Origin of the sequence: Arthrobacter burdickii (genome assembly GCF_030433645.1) — a bacterium.
Taxonomy (GTDB): Bacteria; Actinomycetota; Actinomycetes; order Actinomycetales; family Micrococcaceae; genus Arthrobacter_D; species Arthrobacter_D burdickii.
In genome coordinates this window covers 195,454-215,989 of sequence record NZ_JAROCG010000002.1, presented here as the reverse complement: position 1 = coordinate 215,989, position 20,536 = coordinate 195,454, and the positions used below count along the sequence as shown (strand labels likewise).

The following is a 20,536-nucleotide window of genomic DNA, read 5'->3' as shown; positions in this document are numbered from 1 at the left end:
TTGCCCTGGACACGAACTTCCCGCGTCCAACCTCCAGAGACAGTAGTACGACGCACCTCAACGTCGCCGGCGTCACGCTATAACTCAGGAAGTTGCTGCAGCTCCGTGGAGCCACAGATGAAGGACAGCAAATAACGCCCCTCCGCCAACCGGGAAGGGCGTTATCTGCGTTCTGGAGCAGGTTACTGGATCATCGCTTCTTGCCGTCTCCGAGCCTGCGTTCCAGGTTTCCGATGGCCGGCGGCACATCGTTGGTACCCGGTGCCGTGCTCTGAGCTCCCGCAGCAACCTCCAGACTGGCCGGCTTCTCGGCAGTAAACAACCATTCGTCGAAGAGCGGATTCAGTTCCTCGCCCGAAATCTTCTCTGCGAGGGTGATGAAATCGTCCGTGGAGACGTTGCCGTCGGCGTGGAGTTGCGCCCACTCGCGCAGGATGCGGAAGAAGTCCTCGTCGCCGACGGCTTGCCGCAGCGCGTGCAGGGTCATGGCACCCCGAGCGTAGACCGCAGAGTCGAAGAGCGCGTCGGGCCCAGGATCGCCGATCCTGACGCTCCAGAACGGGTTGTCAGCCGGGATCGAGGCAATGGAATCGAAGATCTCCTGGACGGTTTCCAGGTCCTCGCGTTCACTCCACAGCCATTCGGCATAGGTGGCAAACCCCTCGTTGAGCCAGATGTGCTGCCAGGCCTCCACGGAAACACTGTCCCCGATCCACTGGTGCGCCAACTCGTGCACCACTACTGAATCGCCCTGTACACGGTCGGTGAAGAAATCCCTGGAGTAGATGGGCCGTGTCTGGTTCTCCAGGGCGAAGCCCACCCCCCGGAGGTCGTCGACGGTTCCGCCGGCGTCCCGGAAGGGATACCGACCGAAGTAGCCTTCGAGGAATCCGATGATCTCCGGTTGCCTGGCGAGGGAAGCCTGCGCGTTTTCCCCGGCGCTTGGGGGAGGGTCGGCTGTTACTACCCAGTCGTTCTCATTGCCTGGGCTGCCCGCCGGCGGCCCGGTTACCGCCCAGCCGTCCAAGGTGTCGCCGTCGTCCTCAAAGGAAGTGCTGCCCTCGCCCGTGGAGACCACCACATCGTCGACGAATACGCCGGGGCGCTGAGTGATACTGACGTAGCTGATGGACACTTCGACCTCACTGCCGGCGAAGTCGGCCAGGTCGACCGACCACTGTTCCCAGCCTTCGCTGGCGCCACTTGCCGCCCACCACGCGCCGGAGCTGCCCGATGCTGTGCAGCCGCCCGCGGCATCGTCCGTCTGATAGTGCGTCAGGAACGGATGCAAACCGTGCCACACCGGGCAGACCACGCCTGTCTCCCCGGAAGTATGCCCGTTGGCATCGGGCAGGGTTGTCCAGTCTTCGGCACCGACGGTGCGGGCCTCCACGAAGGCGAAATCCCAGTCGGGTTCGGTGTCGCGGGTCAGCCAAAAGGACAACTCCGCCCCGCTGTCCGGGACCTTGATTGTCCGGGTGAGCCTCTTATAGGAACCTTCCGCTGTCTGGGACCAAGCGAAATTGGTGCCGGTCCGCGGTTCCGCCACCGGGTCGAAGAGGTCAGGGTCCAGCGCATCCAGGTAGTGGATCCGCCCGACCTTGTACTGGCTGAAATCCCACTGCCCCACACTGGCAGTTGCAAGATAGGACGCCATCGGTTCGCGCGCCTCCCACGTCCAGGTGGTCAGGCCGTCCCGCGTCCGGTCGTCGAGCAAGCGACCGTTGGCCACGACTTCGAGACCTTCAGGAACCGTTATGTGGAAGGTGTAGGAGGCCTTGTCCAGCGGATGGTCGTTGACCGGGAACCAGGTCGCCGCCACATGTGGCTCACCGATGACCAGGGAGCCGTCGTCGGTGTGGAAGAACCCGGACTGCCCGAACGGGTTGGTGGTGGTTTCCGGAACGCCGTCGTAGCGCACCTCCGTGGTGAATCGGCGACCGTCCCGAATACCCCGCTGCGGAGTAACGGTCAGTTCGCCACCGTCGCGCGTGAATTGAGCCGGACGTCCTTTGACCATCACCTCGCGGACCGTCAGACCCTCCAGGTCCAGGTTGAAGGCCGAGAGGTCCTGCGTGGCCTTGGCGATAATTGTCGCTGTCCCACTCAGGGTGTCGGTCAGCGGATCGTAGCTGAGATCCAATACATACTGGTCGACATCGTAGCCGCCGTTACCGTCCAGCGGGAAGTAGGGATCACCCAGCCCGGGTGCCCCGGGCTGGTAATCGGCTCCACCCGAGAGGGCTTCTTCCTGTGTGGATTCCGAGGTGGTTTCTGCGGCCGTGGCGGAAGAAACGGGCAACGCGGCAGCGCACAGCAGCAGTGCCGCCAGCGCAGAAGTGCGCCGGCGTCGGCCGGAGGCATGAGGACCGGTCCCGGGGGCCGGAGGTTGGAACGACGACATCGGCGAGTCCTACTTTCCTGACTAATCCGGGAAGGATGCTGCCGTCCACAACGTGAAGCACCTGCGTTTCGCAACTACCCCTACACCGGCCCAGACGACCGCGGGCGCGGCGCCGGGTTCCATTGCACTGCCGGTGGCGTTACTACGCCGTTACCGAGGCGTTACTGGGCCGTTACTCCCCCCTTTTTCAGGACGAGCTCTGCCAACAGCCTTCCCTCAGGGAGGCCCTGTCCGGCTCGCACCGTAAGGCTCTCCACGGTTGAGCAACCTTCAGCGGATGTGTGCGATGGAAAAGTGGGACGGTTCATTGACACTGTCCATCCGGGTGAGGATCCTAGTTTTTGCACACTCCACCCGTTCTGACGAACCGAGATCAGGTTCCCATGGGCTACTCCAACGACGGAGAATTTGGACTCCACCTTCTGGGGACCTGGATGCTTCACCGGCACGGAGTGAGCATTCATGTTGCACCACGCCAGCAGCGCCTCGTTGCCGCGCTTGCCGTCAAGGGCCCAAGTCTCCGAAATCACCTTGTCGGCCTGCTGTGGCCGGAGTACCCCGATGCGAAGGCTCTGGAGAGCCTAAGGGTCAGCATGCACCTGGTTTCTCGCCAGGTTCCGGGCCTCATAGTCAACAATGGCCCGATGCTTTCTCTATGCGAGCGGGCCGATGTGGACCTGCACACTGTCCAAGCCCGTCTCCGAGACTTCAGGAGGGTGGCATCTGAGGTGGAGGCAGCAGCACTGTTGGCTGATCTGCGTGATGCACGGCTACTACCCGGTTGGTATGACGACTGGGTCGTCTCCGAACAGAGCCGATTGCAACAGGACCGCCTTCGCGCGTTCACCATCATCGCCAGACAATCTCTTGATCAGGGTCATTGCGAAACTGCAGGCGCTGCCGCAGAGGCGGCTCTGGAGATCGAACCGCTGTATGAGGCAGCAATCCAAATACTCATCGAAGGTGAATTGAAGCACGGCAATCCGGCCGCTGCGCTCCGGAACTACCAGCGGTATCAGAAAAAACTGGAGGAGGACATGGGACTGCAGCCTTCTGATTCACTCACCAGACTTGTAGCTCGTGTTCTCGACGGTCAAGCGCGCACCAGGAAGGAACCCTTGGTTCCTACCAACGAGTTTCGGGTACGCGAGAAGCCGGTGTTCAACCACACGTAGCATTCCTGCTGGGTCTGAAGCGACTCCGGCCCTCGGCTCGATTCGAGGAAGAGGTCCACAACAGCACCGCCTGTAGCAGCATTCGGGGCGCTGGTCAGGAACCCAGCGCCCCGAGGTGCGCTAACGCCTACCTCGAACCCGACGTCTGAGCGACCCGTCGAGGGAAGCCCGCGCAAAGGTGCGGTGCAGCGCAGGCTGGACGTCAGGATCGGCGAGCCAGGGACTGACCAAACACGATCACGCTCCGGGCGCGCTCTCCTCGGCGTATCGCGTCGAAGGCTTCGTTCACCTCATCAAGACCGATGCGGTGTGAGATGAGCCGGTCGACGGGCAGCCGCCCCGCGAGGTACAGCGCCGCCAGGCGCGGGAAGTCCCCGCCCCGGCACGGTCGAACGGTAGTTGGAGCCGATGAGCGACTTGCCGCTCTCCGCGAGCGCGTCGATCGACACGGGGCTGTCCTCGGGTGGCAGTCCCACGATGACGGCCTTGCCGCCCGCCGCGATGAGGGATGGGAGGGATTCGATGGTCTGGACCCGCCGATCGCCTCGAAGGCGTACGCCGCTCCCCCGCCCGTCAGCGTGCGGACCTCCTCGGCGAGGCCGTCGGAGGGCTGCAGCGTATTGGTGGCACCGAACTCCCTGGCAGCAGCGAGCTTCTCCTCGCTGAGATCGACGGCGATGATCGGGTTCGCGCCGACGAGCCGCAGCGCCATGATAATCGAGAGTCCCACGCCGCCCGTTCCGACCACGACGGCGGACGTGCCCGCCTCCACGCCGGCGTCGTTCACCACCGCCCCCAAATCCGTCACGACGGAACACGCGATCAGGTCCGCGACGTCGAACGGGACGTCCGCGGCTCCTACCTTACTCAGCATCAGCATGAGAGCTACAAAAACAGCGATGGCTCGAGGTGCTTCTCGACTGTTACCTATGGTCAGGGAATCAACCAGTTCTGCACCAGGGCAGTGTCTACACGCTGGTAGCCGTCGATGTACCGGCAGATTCCGTTGAACCCATAGCTCGTCACTGCGACGAGGTAACCGTTGAGGAAGACTGGCCCGCCGGAGTCTCCGAAGCAGGTCCCGCCACCACCGCGGTTATCGTTCGGGTTGCCCTGAAGCTGAAGGATATACGGCGTGAGCTTCTGGCCTGGTGAGGTCGTGGTGCGGCGAATCAGCGGGTAGGCCATCGGTTGCGGCTTCTGCGGTCCGGTCTCTGCCTTCCGCACTTCCGTCCCGTATCCGACGAGCTCGAAGAGGGTCTTGCTCAGGCGGGGAGACTTAAATTGATCAAGGTATCCGACAGGAGCGAGCGTCGCAGGTGTGATGGTGGTGACCCGGTCGTGAAGCACGATGATGCCCACGTCATTCAAGCGGGACCGATCCATGAAGTTCACCTCGGTGTGCGCAGTCGGCGTCCCCCACAGCTGGTCCGCCGCTTCGAGCTCCTCCGCCGTATAGCCGACAGTGGGATCTGCTGCGAAGGGCAGCGGGAACGGTGGCTCCTCGGCGATGACTGGGTCGAAGGTGACCAGGGTGACACCCGAGGTCCCTACCGTGCAGTGCCCTGCGGTAAGCAGGACCGTGGGCGAGATCAGTGTGGCGGAGCAGGTGTAGGGGCCATTGCCGTCGAGGTAGAAGGCGATAAGGGCGACATTGGGATGGCGGTTGCCGTCCGGTTCGCCGCCGGTAATGGCTGGCGCCGGTAAAGCTCCTGCAACGATGAGGGAGAGAGTTGCCGCTATGAGGAGCGTCATTCTCCTGAGGATGGGCTTCATGATCATGTCCTTTGGTTTGTGGAGGGGCATGCCGAATCGATTCATTTGGTGACCGGTTGCGTCACGCCGGAATGCCTCCACAGCTGGACAAGATGTCACACCGGGTGCGCCAATCATCCGCCGGCCCTGTGGGAGGGTCAAGGCTCCATGCGGAGACAACCAGCTAGCAAACTAACTAGGGAAGCACTGTCCCAAACCTCCAGCCCAGTTCCAGCAGGGCGGCAGTTCTGCTGGGAGGCTGATACCCCTCACTGAAGGGTTGACCTTGCTTCTTGCTGGTCCTAGCGTCAGGGCAGAAGATTATCTGACCCTCTCATGGGAGAAGCTTCATGGATCTCAACGGTACGTCGCTCGAGAATGCTGACATCGCGGGAATCCAGGCCGCATTGTTTACCGGTCGGGTTACTGTCCGGCAGTTGGTCGACGCTTACCTCGACCGGATTGAGGCCTTTGACCATGCCGGCCCTGAGCTGAACGCAGTGGTCACAATCAATCAGGCCGCCAGGGAACAAGCCGATGCGCTGGATGATGCTTACCTGCAAACAGGGCAACCGGTCGGGCCTTTGCATGGCATCCCCATGGTCATCAAGGACTGTCTGGAAACGGCTGATATGCCGACCTCGTTCGGATCGGAAATCTTCGCTGACTTCCGGGCGGAGGAAGATGCAACAGTGGTCGCCAAACTGCGGGGCGCGGGTGCCATCATCCTGGCGAAAACAACACTCCCTGACTGGGCCACGTCATGGTTCAGCTACTCCTCCCGTACCGGGGTGACGAAGAACCCCTACGACCTTGACCGCGATCCAGGAGGATCAAGCAGCGGAACCGGCGCCGCCATCGCGGCAGGGTACGCAACCGTGGGACTCGGCACGGACTGCGGAGGATCAGTGCGGTTACCGGCCTCATTCTGCAACCTGGTGGGGGTTCGCTCCACCCCCGGTTTGATCAGTCGAACAGGATGCAACCCTCTGGTCAGCGTCCAGGACACGATCGGCCCGATGGCCCGATCCGTCGAAGACGCCGCCCGCGTATTCACCGTGATGGCCGGCTTCGACCAGAGCGACCCACTCACCTACGCTTACTCCGTGGCACGCGCTCCGGCGTCCTACGTGGATTGCCTGGTCCCCAACGCCCTGCAGGGACGACGTATCGGAGTACTGCGTAGCGCATTCGGTGCTGACACCGACCCCAACGCTGCCCCCGTCAATCAGGTGATGGTCAGCGCCCTCGATGAGCTGAGGGCAGGCGGCGCCACGCTGGTCGATGTCACGATCGATGACCTGTCCGGGTGGATCGGTCGAACGTCCATGTACACGATCAAGTCCAAGCACGACATCAACAACTGGCTCTCATCCAAACCCAACCCGCCGGCCCGCACCGTCGCCGAGATCATCGACTCCGGCCGGTACCATAGGAAACTCGACCTCCTCGAGGCGTTGGCAGCCGGACCTGATGACCCGCTGAACGACGTGAGCTACTACACCGCCTACACCGCGCGCGAAGCGTTCATGAAAACGGTCGTCAATCTCATGGAGGCCAATAACCTCGATACGTTGGTCTATCCAACCTGCCAGGTCGCCCCGCCCACCCACGAAGACACTGATTCCGGGCTGTGGAACACCTTGAACTTCCCCACAAACACGGTCATCGGTTCGCAGACCTGGATGCCGTCCATGACGGTACCGGCCGGCCTGACCGACTCCGGCCTGCCCGTCGGCATGGAGATACTGGCACGTCCCTATGACGAGCCCACGATGTTCGCCGTCGGTTACGGCTTCGAACAGGTCATCGGGCACCGATCTCACCCCCAGAGCGCACCAGTAAGCTTGTGACCGCCTAAGGCCCAAGACATAGGGCGGTCAAGTCCTCACGCTGCGCGAGCAGGCATCCGGGACATGTTGCTGCAGACTCCGATTACATCGGTTCATTGCTGCCGATGCTCAGGTAGCAGTAGACGGTGGCGCGGCTGGAGTGCTTCGGGCGCGTGGGCTTCCTACCACCAGCGGTAGCGGCACTCGCCTGCCTGGCACTCCCATTCGGGCGTTCCGCCACGAGGCTCACCGGTGGCAGGGTCAGGACGCCATTCCACAGTCATCGCGCAGCCCGCGTAGACCACGCGCGGGTTCTCCTCCTGCAGGGAGGGCAGGACCATGCCATAGGCAATCGGCCAGGCTTCGGACCTGCATCGGGGACACCGCTCAACAGGGCTGAGCCCGTTCTGTTTTGTCGTCATATCCAGAGATTAAGCGGGCGGCCTGGCATCTCAGAATATGAGAGCTACTAGAAGTTTTTGTAAGCTGCGCCGCTAGGTTAGCCGCACCGGGTGCAGCGGCGTAAGAAGAAAACCATTGAACGATTTCTCGTATAGATCGCGCTCATAAACCCCACCGAGACCTGGTTCAACCGTGCTCGTCCCAAGGCGACCATCAAGATCCACGTCCGGTGGATTTCCGCGCCGAACCCGGCAGTTCGGGACGGCACCCTGCGGCCTTCGAGAGGTCGCCGAACGGTACGAAGGCGCTATCAGGCGCACGAGGGGCCAGGGCTGGCGCTGCGGTTCCTCGGGCAGGTCGTGCACAAGCTCATGAAGCGTGAGCGCGCCTGGTCCGTGCTGCATCGCAGGCAGACAGCGAAGCGCCCCAGGAGAATCGGCTCTTGGGGCGCTTCGGGGTATTACGGTCGATCAGGCGAGGCAACCGCCTAGGGCGATCGTGCCGTCGATAACGGCGATCCTGTCCAGGACCGCGGCGTACTGGGCCTGCAGCCCGGCCACGACGGCCTTCTGCGCGGCGACCGCGTCGCGGTTGGGCTTCTTGGCGCTCTCCAGGGTCCGCAGGGTGGCGGCCTGGGTGACGATCTGCGCGTCGATCTTCGACAGGTCCGCCTTGGCGGTGGTCAGGGCCGCCTCCTTCTCGCTGATCTGCGTGTTGAGCGTGTTCAGCGAGGTCTGCAGCGGGGTGAGCTGGTTCTGCAGTGAGAGGATGGCGTTCTCCGCGGCAGTGATCGAGGTGTTCAGCGTGCCCAGGGTCCCGACGAGCTTGGCGACCTCACCGTCGAGACGGGTGACCTCCGCCGTCTCGGTGGTCACCGCGGCGTTAGCAGCGGTCAGGGTGGCCTGCAGCCCGGGGAGAGCGTCCTGCAGGGCCGTGAGCTCACCCTGCTTCCTGGTGATCTCGGCCTTGGCCGCGGTCAGGTCACCGGTCAGGCCCGGAAGCGCCGCCTCCAGTGCGGCGATCTCCGCCTTCTTCGCGGCCACGGCGGCGTTGGCGCCGGTCAGGGCGGTGTTCGCGGCGGTCTGGGTGGTCTTGGCGTCGGCCAGCGTCCCGGTGGCGCTGGTGACCTGCGCGTTGGCCCCGGCGAGGCTGGTCTGCAGGCCCGGGAGCTGCTGCTGCAGGTTGCTGCTCTCCTGCTGCTTGGCCGACAGCTGGGAGTTCAGCGTCGCGAGCTGACCCTGCAGCTTGGTCAGGTCACCGTTCAGGGCGTTGATCACCGCCGTCTTGTTCGCGGCCGCGAGCTCTGCAGCGGCGATCTCCGCCTTCTTGGCGGTGATCGCAGCGTTCAGCTCCTGCTTCTTCTTGTCCGAGTTGCCCTTGACCGCTGCGAGCTCAGCCTCCAGGGCGGCGAGCTGCGTCTTCAGCGCGGCGGCGTCGGCGACCGGCGTCGCGGTAGCAGCGGCAATCTCCTTCTGCTTCGCGGCGATCTCGGCGTTCTTCGTGCTGATGTCACCCTGCACACCCGCGATCTCGGTCTGCAGTACCGGGAGCCTGGCCTCGATGGTGCCGATCCGCTGGGTGAAGGTCGTGACGCTCTGCTCGGCCAGGCGCAGGTTCTCCTCGGCCTTGACCATGGCGGCGGTCGCTGCGGCGGCATTGGTGTCAGCGGTCTTAGCCGCGGTCTCCAGCGCCGGCAGCGCCGCACGGGCATCGGCCAGCTTCTTCTCCGCCGCGTCCACGAGCCCCTGCGCCGCGTCACCCTGGGCGGTGAGACCGGCCAGCTCGTCCGTCGCGGTTGTGATGAGGGCCAGCTGGGCGTTGACGGTGTTCTGCGCCGCCGTCGCTGCGCCGGTCAGGGTCTGCAGGCGGGTATTGGCGGCAGCGAGCTCGCCCTCCTTGGTTGCCTTGTCGGCCAGCGCCTGGGTCTTCTTTGTGTTCAGGCCGGCGAGCTCGGTCTGTGCGGCGGTCAGCTGCGTCTCCAGCGGCGTGATCTGGTTCACAAGCGTCGTTTTTTGGCCCTGGAGGGTGGTCAACTCGGTATTCGCGGTGGCGATCGCTGCGGTCAGCGTCGCCTGATCGGCCTCGAGCTTGGTCAGCGACATCGTCACCAAGTCGACCTTCCCGACCAGCGTGGCGTGCTCAGCGTCGAGCGCCGCGATCTCAGCCTCGGCTGCCTTGATCTGCGTGGTCAGGGTGTTCTGCGTGGTGACCAGCGCGGCCCGCTCAGCGGTCAGCGTCGCGATCTGCTCCGCGTTCTGACGCGCCGCGGCCTTGAGCAGGTTCGGCTGGACGTTGCCGCGATGTGCCTGCTGGTTGACCACCCCGTTGCAGATGCCCGACACAGGGGCGGTGGTCGCGGCCGACGCCTGCGGGGCGAGAACCAGCATGCTGGTCAGGATCCCCGGCAGGATGACAGCGCTTGCGACGCGGCGGACAAGGACGGATTTCGCGGTGGACCCGGCTGCGACGCTAGTCCGAATGTTCTTGCTCATGGTGTTCCCTCGTTCAGGCCCGTTGGGCGTGCAGTTTTGAGTGAATGATTGGAAAGGTCGCGCAACGGCGTTCATTCAACGCGAGTAACCCTGCCGTTCACGCGGATCAGCAGTGGCGGAAGCATTTCTACGGTGTATCAGCGGTCTGGGCTCCAGCCCCTTGGTGTGGCAGCCGACCCCTCGTAATGAAATTAAGGCTACGGCGAAACGGGGCGGTAGAACCGTTTGCCTGCGTTCAAATGCCTAAACGCTGATTGCGGTCAGGAGTAAAGAACTTCACGACGCTGGGTGACCTTCCAGCGACGGACCCCCGCTACCCCTTCAGCAGGTGGAAAGCGCTCTTCCTGTCCTTGACGCGAAGTTTTCGTAGGACCGTCGAGACATGGACGCGGACCGTGGTTGGGGAGACGAAGAGCTTGTGGGCGACATCCTCGGTAGACAACTCCTGGGCGAGGAGTTCCATGACCTCCCGCTCGCGCGGGCTCAATTTGGCGGCGGCCGCCGATTTGCGGGGCAGGATGCTCCGACCGGGCGCTCTGAACTCCTGCAGGATGCGAGTGACGAGCGCGGGGGACATCGGCGCCTCGCCGGAGAGTACCCCACGCAGCACCTCGGCGAGGGTTGCGGGATCCGTACTCTTGAGCAGGTACCCAGAGGCTCCCGCCCGCAGGGAGTCGAAGAGATCCTCGTCGTCAGCAGACTGGGTGAGCATCACTACGGCGGCTTCGGACAACGTCCTGCTGATTTGCTGGGCGGCGTAGATTCCGTTGCCGGGCATGTGGATGTCGAGCAGCACCACGTCGGGACGATGCTCCATGGCGAGTTGGATTGCTTCCTCGGCGGATGCTCCCTCCCCGCACACTTCCCAGCCATCCGCTTCCAGCGTCTGGCGAACTTTTGCGCGGATCCGGGCATGGTCATCGGCCATCACAACCCGTAGCCGGTGCTCATCTACCATGTCACCGTCACCACGCTTCCCTCTCCCGGCCGCGATGTTATGTCGAGGGACCCGGGCAAGGCTCGTGCCCGCTCCTGCATGCTGATCAAACCATAGCCCGCGCCGAGGCCCGTGGCACCGGAGACGTCGAAACCCGTTCCATCGTCCTGAATGGCCAGGCATCGCTGGTCACTGTCCGCGCTCAGGCGAATGCGCAGATGCTCAGCCCGACCATGGCGAACGGCGTTGGCCACCGCTTCGCGAGTGATGCGGACCAGCGCGTGCTGCTGCTCTGCGCTGACTTCGATGGAGTCATCGACATCAACCTCCAAGCGGACTCGATACCTCTGGGACAACTCCCGCGCGGTCCGGTGCAGGACAAGTCCCAGGGCTTCGTCCCCGCCATGACCAAAAGCATGAATTGCGGCACGAGCCTCATCCAGCGCCCGATCGCAGCCTGTGAGAATCCTGTCCCTCGCCTGTAGGCCGGGCGGAAGGGAAAAACCTTCCATTCGCAGCAGCGCAAGTTCCTGAATGACCCCATCGTGCAGCTCTCGCGCGAGCCGCCGCCGATCCTCGAATACGGCCACCTGGGAGTAGGCGTCCCAGTACTGCTTGATCTCACGGCTGGCCCCTATCAAGAGCAGCAGGTAGAAGCCGGTTCGCAACAAGTCACCGATGTAGAACCAGTCTGTATACAGCGAGGGGAAGAGAGCGTAGTTGACGCGGGCGAAGGCACCCAGGGCGCATGCCGGTCCTACCCAAGACAGCAGCGGGTCCGGGTGCTCAACCGCGCGCTTGGTGAAGACAATCGACGCCACCATGAAGCACACCGCCGCCGCCCCTTGGGCGGTCAGGAACAAAGGATGAACTGCAAGCAGCATAGGTTGATTGGCCTCGTCCACAGGCTGACCGAGAGCCAGGGGCAGCAGGAACCGCCCTTGCCACATGACCGAGGACGTCACGACGACGACCACCATGGGTACGGCCAGCACCCACCACGCCGATTTGAAAGACACTTGGCGGGACCGACTTACCAGCGCAGCGGACGCGATGAGGATCGCGCCGATCAGCCTAAGCGTCAGTGGCAACCAGACATCGAAGGTTCCGTCGCGATCTTCGCCCAAGGACTCACTCATCCAGGACAAGCCAGCCCCAGCGACAGCCAGGACCACGAGGCTCTGAGCTAGCAACAGGTCCTGCAGCCTGCCGCGTCGCACGAAGCGACCGGACAAGAGATATGCCACCAGCAAGGCCACACAGGAATCAACCGAGTCCACCACGAGGTGCAGGGAAGGACTGCGGTACCCGAAAAGCACGGCGGGACTCCACAGAACAAGTCCGGTCACAACGAGCCCGACCGCCCATCCGGCCAGCGTCAGCCAGACAGCACCTCTAAGACTCCCCGCATCGATGCGGTCGTCCATCGGCTTCGGTCTCCTCACCACACTGAAAGACGAAGAACCTACTTTTCGGACTTACTTCAGCCCGTTCTTACCCAGCCGTGAGACACATGGTATAGGCCTGCAGGCACTTAGACCCCAGATATTTTTCAGCTCAGCACCTGACCGAGGAACCTTCCGCGCGTCGCCACACCGCCGTGCCTATGCTGGGCAGGGCCGTGGTTGCCGCCGCGGCCGTTACATCGTCGTCCTCAGAGGGAGCAACTGCATGACCTACGAACTCCGTACCTACACCGCCAACCCGGGCAAGATGGATGCCCTGATGTCACGCTTCCGGGACAACACCATCAACCTCTTCACCGAACACAAGATGAAGAGCCTCGGATACTGGACCCCCGTAGGAACCGACGACGTCCTCGTCTACATCCTCGAGCACGACGGTGACCCGAAGGCGAACTGGGCGGCCTTCCAGGCGGACCAGCGTTGGATCGATGCAAAGTCGGCCTCCGAGGTCGACGGCGCACTGGCGGCGAAGATCGAGTCCGTCATGCTTGAAGCCACGGACCTCTACCCGATTGCCGTCGCCCGCTAATCCCCGTCAGCTGCCCGCGCCGGAAGCGAAGGCGTCAGCGCCGGAGCAACCGTCGGTCCCGCCAGGCGGCCGTGGACCACAATGCCCAGAGCACCAGCACGGGCTGGAAGAACAGGCGGATGAGGCGGGCGCGGTCGGTGTCCAGTCCGAAGGCGCTCACGCCGTCGACGTACTGAGCGATGTTGCCGGGAAAGATAGCGATGAAGAAGGCCGCGACGACCCAGCCGACCAACACACGGTGCCGACCGAAGAACACCAGGCCCACCCCGAGCACCAGTTCGACGACGCCGGACACGACCACCACGACGTCGGCATCGAGCGGCAACCAAGCTGGGACTTGGGCGGTGAACTCGGACCGCGCCACGGTCAGGTGCGCGGTTCCGGCGACGAGAAGGAAGACTCCGAGGGTGATGCACCCGAGGGTTCGGACCAAGGAGGTGCGCACTGGAGACCTCACCCGGCGGAGCCTAACACCGAGTTGCCAGCTTACGGGCGAGCACAGGGCGACCTGGACCACGGGGTGTCTACTTCGGCCTCCTTGATACACCATCAGGCGGGCAGGGAGCATCCCGGCTGCACACCGCCAGACGAGCACGTCATCTGGCTATCGTTGACGTCGAACGGAAGAGCAGGAATTCTGCAGCCGCCACCGGTGCTGATCCCCGACGTTGAAGGAGCTTCCTGCTATGACCGATGCCGCCACCAACCCGACGACGGCCACGCCTCCAAGCGATGCAGATGAGTCACAGGTCGTGCTGGTCGCTGGCGCCGGCGGGGTCATCGGTCGGCATGTTGCGGACGAGTACCTCAGCCGCGGAACAGCGGTCCGGGGTCTGAGCCGCCGACCAGTCGCCGGCGCCCGGTGGAAGCACCTGGCGGTGGACCTGCTTGACCGGGATGCAGCACGGACCGGACTGGGCAGCGCCCGGGATACGACCCATCTGGTTTTCGGCGCCTACATCGAACGCCCCACGACCAGGGAGCAGATCGAGGTCAACAGTGCCCTCCTTGTCAATGCCCTGCAGGGCCTTGAGGACGGAGGCGCACCGCTACGGCACGTCACCCTGTACCAGGGCGGGAAGGCGTACGGGGCCCACTTGGGCTACTTCAACACCCCCGCGAAGGAACGTGATCCGCGGCTGATCCAGCCCAACTTCTACTACGAGCAGGAGGACATCCTGCGCGCTGCCGCAGCTCGACGCGGCTTCGACGCCACCATGCTGCGCCCGGAAGGTGTGGTCGGGTACGCCGTCGGCAACCCGATGAACATCCTCATGGTCATCGCCGTCTACGCGAGCATCTGCCGGGAGCTGGGCCAGCCCCTGCGGTTCCCCGGCACCCACGCCGCCTACGACGCCCTCTACCAGGTGACCGACGCGTCGCTGCTGGCTCGCGCCACTGTCTGGGCAGGTTCAGAACCCCGAGCCGCTGGCGAGGTCTACAACATCACCAACGGGGACCAGATCCGGTGGCGCCACCTGTGGCCGATCTTCGCCCGCCACTTCCAGATGGACTACGCCGAACCGCAGCCCGTCCTGCTCTCCGAGGCAATGCCGCAGCACCAGGACCTCTGGCAGCAGATGGTGACGAAGTACGACCTCGTACCCACGCCGTACGAAGACCTCGCAGGCTGGTCCTTCGGCGACTTCCTTTTCCGCTCCGGCTTTGACAACGTCACTTCCACCATCAAGGCCCGGCAGCACGGGTTCGCCGACTGCCTCGACACAGAGGATCGATTCCTCGAGCTTTTCGAGGAACTGGCCACCGCCAGGGTCATCCCGCCACTGGCCTGATCCGACCCGGTTCGGTCCGGTCCGACTCAGGGGCAGGGAGGTATGCCGACGTCGTCCGGCGCACGCGGGCACCGGGCGGTTCCGGCCCTTTCAGCGCCGAATAGGTAGCTCCTGCGGGGAATCGGGTATTCGGCCGCACCTTGTCCCGCGCCGGCCTCTCCTACTGTTGCAAACAGCCGTCATCACGGCAGGACGGTGCATCGAGTGGCCGTCGTTCCGACAGGGGGAGAATCATGAATTACCGACTTTCGTCACAAGCACCGGGAATTCCCAGCCTCCGATAAAATCAGGGTGCTGCCGTCCATAGCGCCAGCACCGAAGGCCTGCCCGGACAGGCATCCGTTCGCGGAAACAACTACCGGGCGCGCGCTGATTCGGTGATGATGGACGGCAGACCGCCGTATGAAGCCCACGAAGGAGACCGCCATCGCCCCCGCCAACCGCACCAATGAACGACTGCGCACCACTCTCGCCCTGCTGGCCGACCACCAGTCGTCCGGAACCGGCCTCGCGCCCAGCGAGCTGTTGTCCCAGGCCGTGGCGAAGGTCCCCTTCGACGAGAAGGAATCCGAGCTCCTCGGCGGCGGTGTCCCCCGCGGCTACAAGGCCCTGACGACGGCGACGGCGAAGCTCGTGAAGGCCGGCTGGCTCGTCAAGGGCCGCAGCGGCTGGACCGCGACGGACGAGGGCGCCCGGGCCGTTCACGCCTTCGCCGACCCGGACCAGTTCGTGAACGCCATGATCAGCGGCGCACCGGTGCCCGAGCAGGCCGACGCTCCGGCGCATGCGCCGCAGGCACCCGAATCCCTGGGTGAAGAGGCACAGGCAGTGCAGGCCGTGCCCGCACCCGAGACGGCCGAGACATCCGAGGTCTCGGAGACGATGGCGGACCTGGCGCCGTCCGGCCCCGCCTCCTCGTCGGAGGGGGCCGAGGATCCCACTCCCCCGGAGGTTCCGGCGACCCTCGAGGTGTCGGACACCGCGCCCGAGCACGCGCCGACCGACACGCCCGCCGATGAAGCGTGGCAGGACCAGCCGCAGTCGGTCGCCCTCTCCGGGAACTTCGACCCGCTGTTCGGCGAGGCCGGCCACTGGAGCACTGACCTCCGCGAGCTGCAGTTCGACTGGGAGCCGACGGAGAACGCCTGGAAGCGGACCCTCCAGCTGCCCGCCGGGGGCTACCAGTTCAAGATCCTTGTCAACGGTTCCTGGGACGAGAACTACGGCCGGTTCGGCGTGCGTGACGGCGACAACCACGAACTGCACCTGCTCCACGACACGTCGGTGACCTTCCGGTTCGACTACTCAACGAAGGACATCGAGACCTCCTAGGTCCGGTCCCGATCCTCGGCCCCGTCCGCTGCCTCGTCCGGCAGCGGGCGGGGCCGTCGTCGTTCGCGGACTGTAGGCACGGGACGCGAGGTCCAGCGAAAGTCGACGGCGCTCTATCCCGCCCGCTGCATGCTCACTAGGGTGTACGCATGGTGGACGTTCCAGAGCGGCGCACGACGCCGATGATCAACTCGGACATGGGCGAGTCCCTCGGCCTGCACTCCTTCGGCAACGACCGCGCACTTCTGGACTCCGTGGACGCCATCAACGTGGCCTGCGGGTTCCACTCGGGGGACCCGGACACGATGGCGGAGACCGTGACGGCAGCGCACGAGAAGGGCGTGCTGATCGGCGCGCACCCCGGGCTCCCGGACCTCGTCGGCTTCGGCCGCCGCGAGATGAAGCTCTCCCCCTCCGAGGTGGAGTCCCTCATCCTCTACCAGGTCGGTGCCCTGACCGCCTTCCTGCGACGTGAGGGCGCTCCCCTCAACCACATCAAGCCCCACGGCTCCCTCTACGGCATGCTGGCCCGGGATCCGGAGTTGATGAGGAGCGCGGCCCGCGTGGCCCGACTCTTCGACGTCCCCGTCTACGGCATTGCCGGCACGGCGCACCAGTCCGTCTGCGAGGAACTCGGCGTGCCCTTCGTCGCCGAACTCTATGTGGACCTCAACTACGGCCCTGCCGGCGAACTGCTGATCCAGCGGCGGCCGGAACCGACCGATCCGGAAGCAGCCGCACGCCGCGTGACCCGGGCACTCGGGGACGGCCAGGTCGAGGCGTCGGACGGCACCCTGCTCACCATCCCGTTCGACAGCGTCTGCGTCCACTCGGACGCACCCAACTCGCCCGCGGTGGCGGCAGCCGTCCGCTCCGCCATCGACAGCCACTGACCCAACTTCCCGATTCTGACCCAACCTCCCGAAAGGACTCCCGTGGCCGACATCGTCTCCCCACTGCCAGGCATCTTCTACCGCAAGCCCGGACCGGACAAGGAACCCTTCGCGAACGAGGGGGACTCCATCGAGGCGGGCCAGACCATCGGCGTCGTGGAGATCATGAAGCAGTTCTCCGAGATCCGCAGCGATGTCGCCGGCACGCTGGAGAGCTTCGCGGTCGAGGACTCCGGGACCGTGAATCCCGGGGACGTCATCGCCACGGTGTCGGAGGGCTAGCGATGGAACGCGTCCTGATCGCCAACCGCGGGGAGATCGCGGTACGGATCATCCGCGCGGCCCGGGAACTCGGGCTGCAGACGGTCCTCGCGGCGAGCGAACCGGACCGCGACTCCTACGCGGCGTCCCTCGCGGACGACGTCCAGGTGATCGGCCCGGCGTCGGCAGCGAAGAGCTACCTCGACACCGCCGCGGTGCTCGCCGCCGTGGAGGCGTCCGGGGCTGACGCCGTCCACCCCGGGTACGGTTTCCTGTCCGAGAACGCGGGATTCGCCCGCGCGGTCACCGGTGCCGGCATCACCTGGGTGGGGCCTTCGGCCGACGCCATCGAACTGATGGGCAACAAGTCGCGTGCGCGACAGGCCGCGGAGGATGCCGGAGTGCCGACGCTGCCGGGGAGTGACGGCGCCCTGGACCCCGACGTCGACCCCCTCCCCATCGCGCGGGCCGTCGGCTATCCGCTGGTCGTCAAGGCATCGTCGGGCGGTGGAGGACGGGGCATCCGCCTGGTCACCCGGGAGGAGGACCTCGTCGGAACCGTCGACGTCGCCCGCGCGGAGGCGCAGGCGGCGTTCGGTGATCCCGCCGTGTACCTCGAGCATTTCGTCCAGCGCGCACGGCACGTCGAGGTGCAGATCCTCGGCGACGGCGAACGCGTCATCCACCTGGGCGACCGGGACTGCTCGCTGCAGCGCCGCCAGCAGAAGATCATCGAGGAAGCCCCTGCGCCCCTCCTGCCCGACGGCGTCCGCGAGACGATCCTCGCCTCGTCGATCGAACTCGGGCGCCAGTGCAACTACTCCGGTCTCGGGACGATCGAGTTCCTCTACGACTCAGACCAGGAGCAGGCGGCCTTCATCGAGATGAATACCCGACTCCAGGTGGAGCATCCGGTCACGGAGATGGTGACCGGCATCGACCTCATCCGGGAGCAACTGCTCGTGGCGTCCACCGGCAAGCTGCGGCTCCGCCAGGAGGACGTCACCTTCCGGGGCCACGCCTTCGAGTTCCGGATCAACGCCGAGGACCCGACACAGAACTTCATGCCGAGCCCCGGCACGCTGCAGCGCCTGGACTGGCCGGGCGGCCCCGGCGTGCGGGTCGATTCCGGCGTCGTCGCCGGATCCGCCGTCGCACCGTACTACGACTCGCTGCTCGCCAAGGTGGTGGTGTGGGACGCGAGCCGCGCCGAAGCCATCCAGCGGTCCGTGCGTGCACTGGGCGAGATACGGATCGAGGGCGTCAAGACGACGCTCCCGCTCCTGTCGACCGTCCTCCAGAGGCCCGAGGTACGGGACGTGACCCACCACTCCAAGTTCCTCGAGTCCACCCCCGACCTCCTCGGAGTCCAACCATGAGCCAGGTATCCCAGCAGCTGGACGCCGCGCGCTACACGTGGGGCGGCGACGAGTTCCTCTTCGTCGAGATCGCCGAGAGCATGAGCCTCGCCGCCAACTTCAAGGCGAATGCCATGGCGACACGGCTGTCGGCGCGGGCCGTCGACGGCGTCGTGGACATCTGCCCGGCGAACGCCTCCCTCCTGCTGCGCTTCGATCCCGACGTCGTCCCGCCGGACCGGCTGGAATCGCTCGTGCGGGAGGTGGAGGAGGAGGTCGCCCAGCTCAGCGAGCAGACGCTGGAGACCCGCATCATCGAAATCCCCGTCTGGTACGACGACCCGTACACGCGCGAGACCGGCGCCCGCTTCCGCAAGGGCCACCAGCGGCCGGACGGCACCGACCTGGACTTCGCGGCCGAGGAGAACGGCCTCTCCTCCCCGCAGGAGTTCATCCGCAAGCACCACGAGTCCCCATGGCTGGTGTCCATGGTGGGATTCGTCGCGGGACTTCCCTTCATGTTCCAGATCGTTCCGCAGGAGGAGCAGCTCGAGGTCCCGAAGTACCTGAGCCCGCGCACGGACACCCCGCCGCTGACCGTCGGCCACGGAGGCTGCTTCGCCTGCATCTACTCGGTCCGGGGCGCCGGCGGTTACCAGATGTTCGGTATCGCGGCGGCACCCATCTTCGACCCGGCGCAGAAACTCGACGATTTCTCGGACTTCATGATCTTCTTCCGGCCCGGCGACATCGTGAAGTTTCGACCCGTCGGCGAGGACGAATACCGCACCATCCAGGCCGAGGTCGACGCCGGGACCTTCACCTACCGCCAGGCCCCGGTGACCTTCGACCTGCAGAAGGCCCTGGCCGACCCCACCGCCCACAACCGGGACATTCTGGAGAAGCTCCATGGCCTTTGACATCCTCGAACCCGGCCTCGCCACCTCGGTCCAGGACCTGGGCCGCCTCGGCTACTACAACGTCGGCATCCCGCAGGGCGGTGCCATGGACCAGCTGTCCGCATCGATGGCCAATGCCCTGGTGGGCAATGCCGAAACGGACGCCGTACTCGAGTGCGCCTACCTCGGCCCGAAATTCACCACCGACGCCGACGCCGTTCTCGCCGTCACCGGCGCGCCCGTCCAGGTCAAGGTCAACGGAGCGCCGGTGGAGCAGTGGACCCGGCTCCCGCTCGCTGCGGGGGACGAGGTGTCCTTCGGGATGCTCTCGGGCGGAACGCGCTACTACATCGCGGTGCAGGGCGGCATCGATGTGCCCCTGGTCCTCGGGAGCCGCAGCACCTATGCGCTCGGCGCCCTTGGCGGCTGGCAGGGCCGCGCCCTCAAGGCCGGCGACACGCTCCCCGTGGGCGCCGTCGCGCCGTCGGCCCGATCCGTTCGGGACTCGATCCCCGAGGACCTGAGGCCGGTCTATGCGAAGGAGGTCACCGTCCGCATCCTGCCGGGCCTGTACGACCACCGGCTGACCGCCGAGGGCATGGAGACCCTCGTGAGCGCTTCGTGGAAACTGACTCCCGTGGCCGACCGGACGGGCCTGCGCTACTCCGGACCCGACATCGCCTGGAAGCCGCGCACGCAGCCCTTCGGGGCCGGCTCGGATCCGTCCAACATCGTGGACGCGGGCTACGCGGTCGGGTCCATCCAGATCCCGGGCGGCAAGGAGCCGATCGTCCTGCACCGCGATGCGGTCTCCGGCGGTGGGTACGCGATGGTCGCGACGGTCATCAGCGCGGACATGGACGTCGTCGCCCGTAGCGCACCGGGGACGGTGACGCACTTCGAGCCCGTGACGATGGAGCAAGCCCTCACTGCCCGGGCCGACGCAGCCAGAAGCCGGCGCGCCGTCTGGGAGTGAGGGCCGTCCGGTACGTCCTGGGCGACGTCGTG

At 65.2% G+C, this 20,536-nt stretch carries 17 protein-coding genes; 10 read left to right on the top strand and 7 right to left on the bottom strand.

The window, feature by feature from the left end; translation table 11 throughout:
* Nucleotides 1-190: 190 nt before the first annotated feature.
* The gene (locus P5G52_RS15655) at nucleotides 191-2,302 is read right to left on the bottom strand and encodes a M1 family metallopeptidase (protein ID WP_301229224.1); all 2,112 of its coding nucleotides are present in this window, start codon (nucleotides 2,300-2,302) and stop codon (nucleotides 191-193) included.
* 485 nt (nucleotides 2,303-2,787) lie between these two features.
* Between P5G52_RS15655 and P5G52_RS15650 the strand changes: the two genes are divergently transcribed.
* Nucleotides 2,788-3,579: an AfsR/SARP family transcriptional regulator gene (locus P5G52_RS15650; RefSeq protein WP_301229222.1), complete on the top strand. Its 792-nt coding sequence runs from the start codon at nucleotides 2,788-2,790 to the stop codon at nucleotides 3,577-3,579.
* A gap of 202 nt (nucleotides 3,580-3,781) precedes the next feature.
* On the opposite strand, the gene P5G52_RS15645 is transcribed toward P5G52_RS15650, so the two are convergent.
* Entirely contained in the window at nucleotides 3,782-4,453 is a 672-nt protein-coding gene (locus P5G52_RS15645) for a zinc-binding dehydrogenase (RefSeq protein ID WP_301229220.1), read from the bottom strand.
* Between the two features lie 59 nt (nucleotides 4,454-4,512).
* Nucleotides 4,513-5,436 carry a trypsin-like serine protease gene (locus tag P5G52_RS15640; RefSeq protein ID WP_301229218.1) on the bottom strand — a complete coding sequence of 308 codons (924 nt, stop codon included), beginning with the start codon at nucleotides 5,434-5,436 and terminating at the stop codon, nucleotides 4,513-4,515.
* Nucleotides 5,437-5,684: 248 nt separating this feature from the next.
* On the opposite strand from P5G52_RS15640, the gene P5G52_RS15635 reads away from it, so the two are divergent.
* Nucleotides 5,685-7,187, top strand: a complete 1,503-nt coding sequence (locus tag P5G52_RS15635; RefSeq protein WP_301229216.1) for an amidase — start codon at nucleotides 5,685-5,687, stop codon at nucleotides 7,185-7,187.
* Nucleotides 7,188-8,038: 851 nt separating this feature from the next.
* Here P5G52_RS15635 and P5G52_RS15630 read toward each other — a convergent pair.
* From P5G52_RS15630 to P5G52_RS15620, 3 genes are all read right to left on the bottom strand, one after another.
* On the bottom strand, nucleotides 8,039-10,060 hold the full coding sequence (locus P5G52_RS15630; RefSeq protein ID WP_301229214.1) for a coiled-coil domain-containing protein: 2,022 nt from the start codon (nucleotides 10,058-10,060) through the stop codon (nucleotides 8,039-8,041).
* A gap of 313 nt (nucleotides 10,061-10,373) precedes the next feature.
* A complete protein-coding gene (locus P5G52_RS15625) occupies nucleotides 10,374-10,988 on the bottom strand; it encodes a response regulator (protein WP_301229212.1) in 615 nt (204 codons plus the stop codon).
* A gap of 23 nt (nucleotides 10,989-11,011) precedes the next feature.
* Nucleotides 11,012-12,424: a sensor histidine kinase gene (locus tag P5G52_RS15620; protein ID WP_301229210.1), complete on the bottom strand. Its 1,413-nt coding sequence runs from the start codon at nucleotides 12,422-12,424 to the stop codon at nucleotides 11,012-11,014.
* Between the two features lie 244 nt (nucleotides 12,425-12,668).
* Here P5G52_RS15620 and P5G52_RS15615 point away from each other — a divergent pair, with 244 nt between their 5' ends.
* Nucleotides 12,669-12,992 carry an NIPSNAP family protein gene (locus P5G52_RS15615; protein WP_301229208.1) on the top strand — a complete coding sequence of 108 codons (324 nt, stop codon included), beginning with the start codon at nucleotides 12,669-12,671 and terminating at the stop codon, nucleotides 12,990-12,992.
* Between the two features lie 34 nt (nucleotides 12,993-13,026).
* Here P5G52_RS15615 and P5G52_RS15610 read toward each other — a convergent pair whose 3' ends face one another.
* Nucleotides 13,027-13,437: a DoxX family protein gene (locus P5G52_RS15610; RefSeq protein ID WP_301229206.1), complete on the bottom strand. Its 411-nt coding sequence runs from the start codon at nucleotides 13,435-13,437 to the stop codon at nucleotides 13,027-13,029.
* Nucleotides 13,438-13,678: 241 nt separating this feature from the next.
* Between P5G52_RS15610 and P5G52_RS15605 the strand changes: the two genes are divergently transcribed.
* The 7 genes from P5G52_RS15605 to P5G52_RS15575 all read left to right on the top strand — a co-directional run bounded on the left by P5G52_RS15605 (nucleotide 13,679) and on the right by P5G52_RS15575 (nucleotide 20,504).
* A complete protein-coding gene (locus tag P5G52_RS15605; RefSeq protein WP_301229204.1) occupies nucleotides 13,679-14,785 on the top strand; it encodes an SDR family oxidoreductase in 1,107 nt (368 codons plus the stop codon).
* A 402-nt stretch (nucleotides 14,786-15,187) separates the two neighbouring features.
* Nucleotides 15,188-16,117, top strand: coding sequence for a pullulanase X25 domain-containing protein (locus P5G52_RS15600; RefSeq protein ID WP_301229202.1), 930 nt, complete (start codon nucleotides 15,188-15,190; stop codon nucleotides 16,115-16,117).
* 149 nt (nucleotides 16,118-16,266) lie between these two features.
* A complete protein-coding gene (pxpA, locus tag P5G52_RS15595) occupies nucleotides 16,267-17,010 on the top strand; it encodes a 5-oxoprolinase subunit PxpA (RefSeq protein ID WP_301229200.1) in 744 nt (247 codons plus the stop codon).
* A 42-nt stretch (nucleotides 17,011-17,052) separates the two neighbouring features.
* Nucleotides 17,053-17,292 (top strand): acetyl-CoA carboxylase, encoded by a 240-nt coding sequence (locus tag P5G52_RS15590; RefSeq protein WP_301229198.1) that lies wholly within the window; start codon nucleotides 17,053-17,055, stop codon nucleotides 17,290-17,292.
* A gap of 2 nt (nucleotides 17,293-17,294) precedes the next feature.
* Nucleotides 17,295-18,650 carry an acetyl-CoA carboxylase biotin carboxylase subunit gene (locus P5G52_RS15585; RefSeq protein WP_301229196.1) on the top strand — a complete coding sequence of 452 codons (1,356 nt, stop codon included), beginning with the start codon at nucleotides 17,295-17,297 and terminating at the stop codon, nucleotides 18,648-18,650.
* Entirely contained in the window at nucleotides 18,647-19,549 is a 903-nt protein-coding gene (locus P5G52_RS15580) for a 5-oxoprolinase subunit B family protein (RefSeq protein ID WP_301229194.1), read from the top strand. The genes P5G52_RS15585 and P5G52_RS15580 overlap by 4 nt, the downstream gene beginning before the upstream one ends.
* Nucleotides 19,539-20,504, top strand: a complete 966-nt coding sequence (locus P5G52_RS15575) for a 5-oxoprolinase subunit C family protein (RefSeq protein ID WP_301229192.1) — start codon at nucleotides 19,539-19,541, stop codon at nucleotides 20,502-20,504. The genes P5G52_RS15580 and P5G52_RS15575 overlap by 11 nt, the downstream gene beginning before the upstream one ends.
* The last annotated feature ends 32 nt before the right edge of the window (nucleotides 20,505-20,536 follow it).

Coding starts and splice junctions, on each gene's coding strand:
- P5G52_RS15620 (WP_301229210.1), bottom strand. CDS start 12,424: ATGGACGACCGCATCGATGCGGGGAGTCTTAGAGGTGCTGTCTGGCTG.
- P5G52_RS15635 (WP_301229216.1), top strand. CDS start 5,685: ATGGATCTCAACGGTACGTCGCTCGAGAATGCTGACATCGCGGGAATC.
- P5G52_RS15600 (WP_301229202.1), top strand. CDS start 15,188: ATGAAGCCCACGAAGGAGACCGCCATCGCCCCCGCCAACCGCACCAAT.
- P5G52_RS15585 (WP_301229196.1), top strand. CDS start 17,295: ATGGAACGCGTCCTGATCGCCAACCGCGGGGAGATCGCGGTACGGATC.
- P5G52_RS15615 (WP_301229208.1), top strand. CDS start 12,669: ATGACCTACGAACTCCGTACCTACACCGCCAACCCGGGCAAGATGGAT.
- P5G52_RS15575 (WP_301229192.1), top strand. CDS start 19,539: ATGGCCTTTGACATCCTCGAACCCGGCCTCGCCACCTCGGTCCAGGAC.
- P5G52_RS15650 (WP_301229222.1), top strand. CDS start 2,788: ATGGGCTACTCCAACGACGGAGAATTTGGACTCCACCTTCTGGGGACC.
- P5G52_RS15630 (WP_301229214.1), bottom strand. CDS start 10,060: ATGAGCAAGAACATTCGGACTAGCGTCGCAGCCGGGTCCACCGCGAAA.
- P5G52_RS15580 (WP_301229194.1), top strand. CDS start 18,647: ATGAGCCAGGTATCCCAGCAGCTGGACGCCGCGCGCTACACGTGGGGC.
- P5G52_RS15645 (WP_301229220.1), bottom strand. CDS start 4,453: ATGCTGAGTAAGGTAGGAGCCGCGGACGTCCCGTTCGACGTCGCGGAC.
- pxpA (WP_301229200.1), top strand. CDS start 16,267: ATGGTGGACGTTCCAGAGCGGCGCACGACGCCGATGATCAACTCGGAC.
- P5G52_RS15605 (WP_301229204.1), top strand. CDS start 13,679: ATGACCGATGCCGCCACCAACCCGACGACGGCCACGCCTCCAAGCGAT.
- P5G52_RS15625 (WP_301229212.1), bottom strand. CDS start 10,988: ATGGCCGATGACCATGCCCGGATCCGCGCAAAAGTTCGCCAGACGCTG.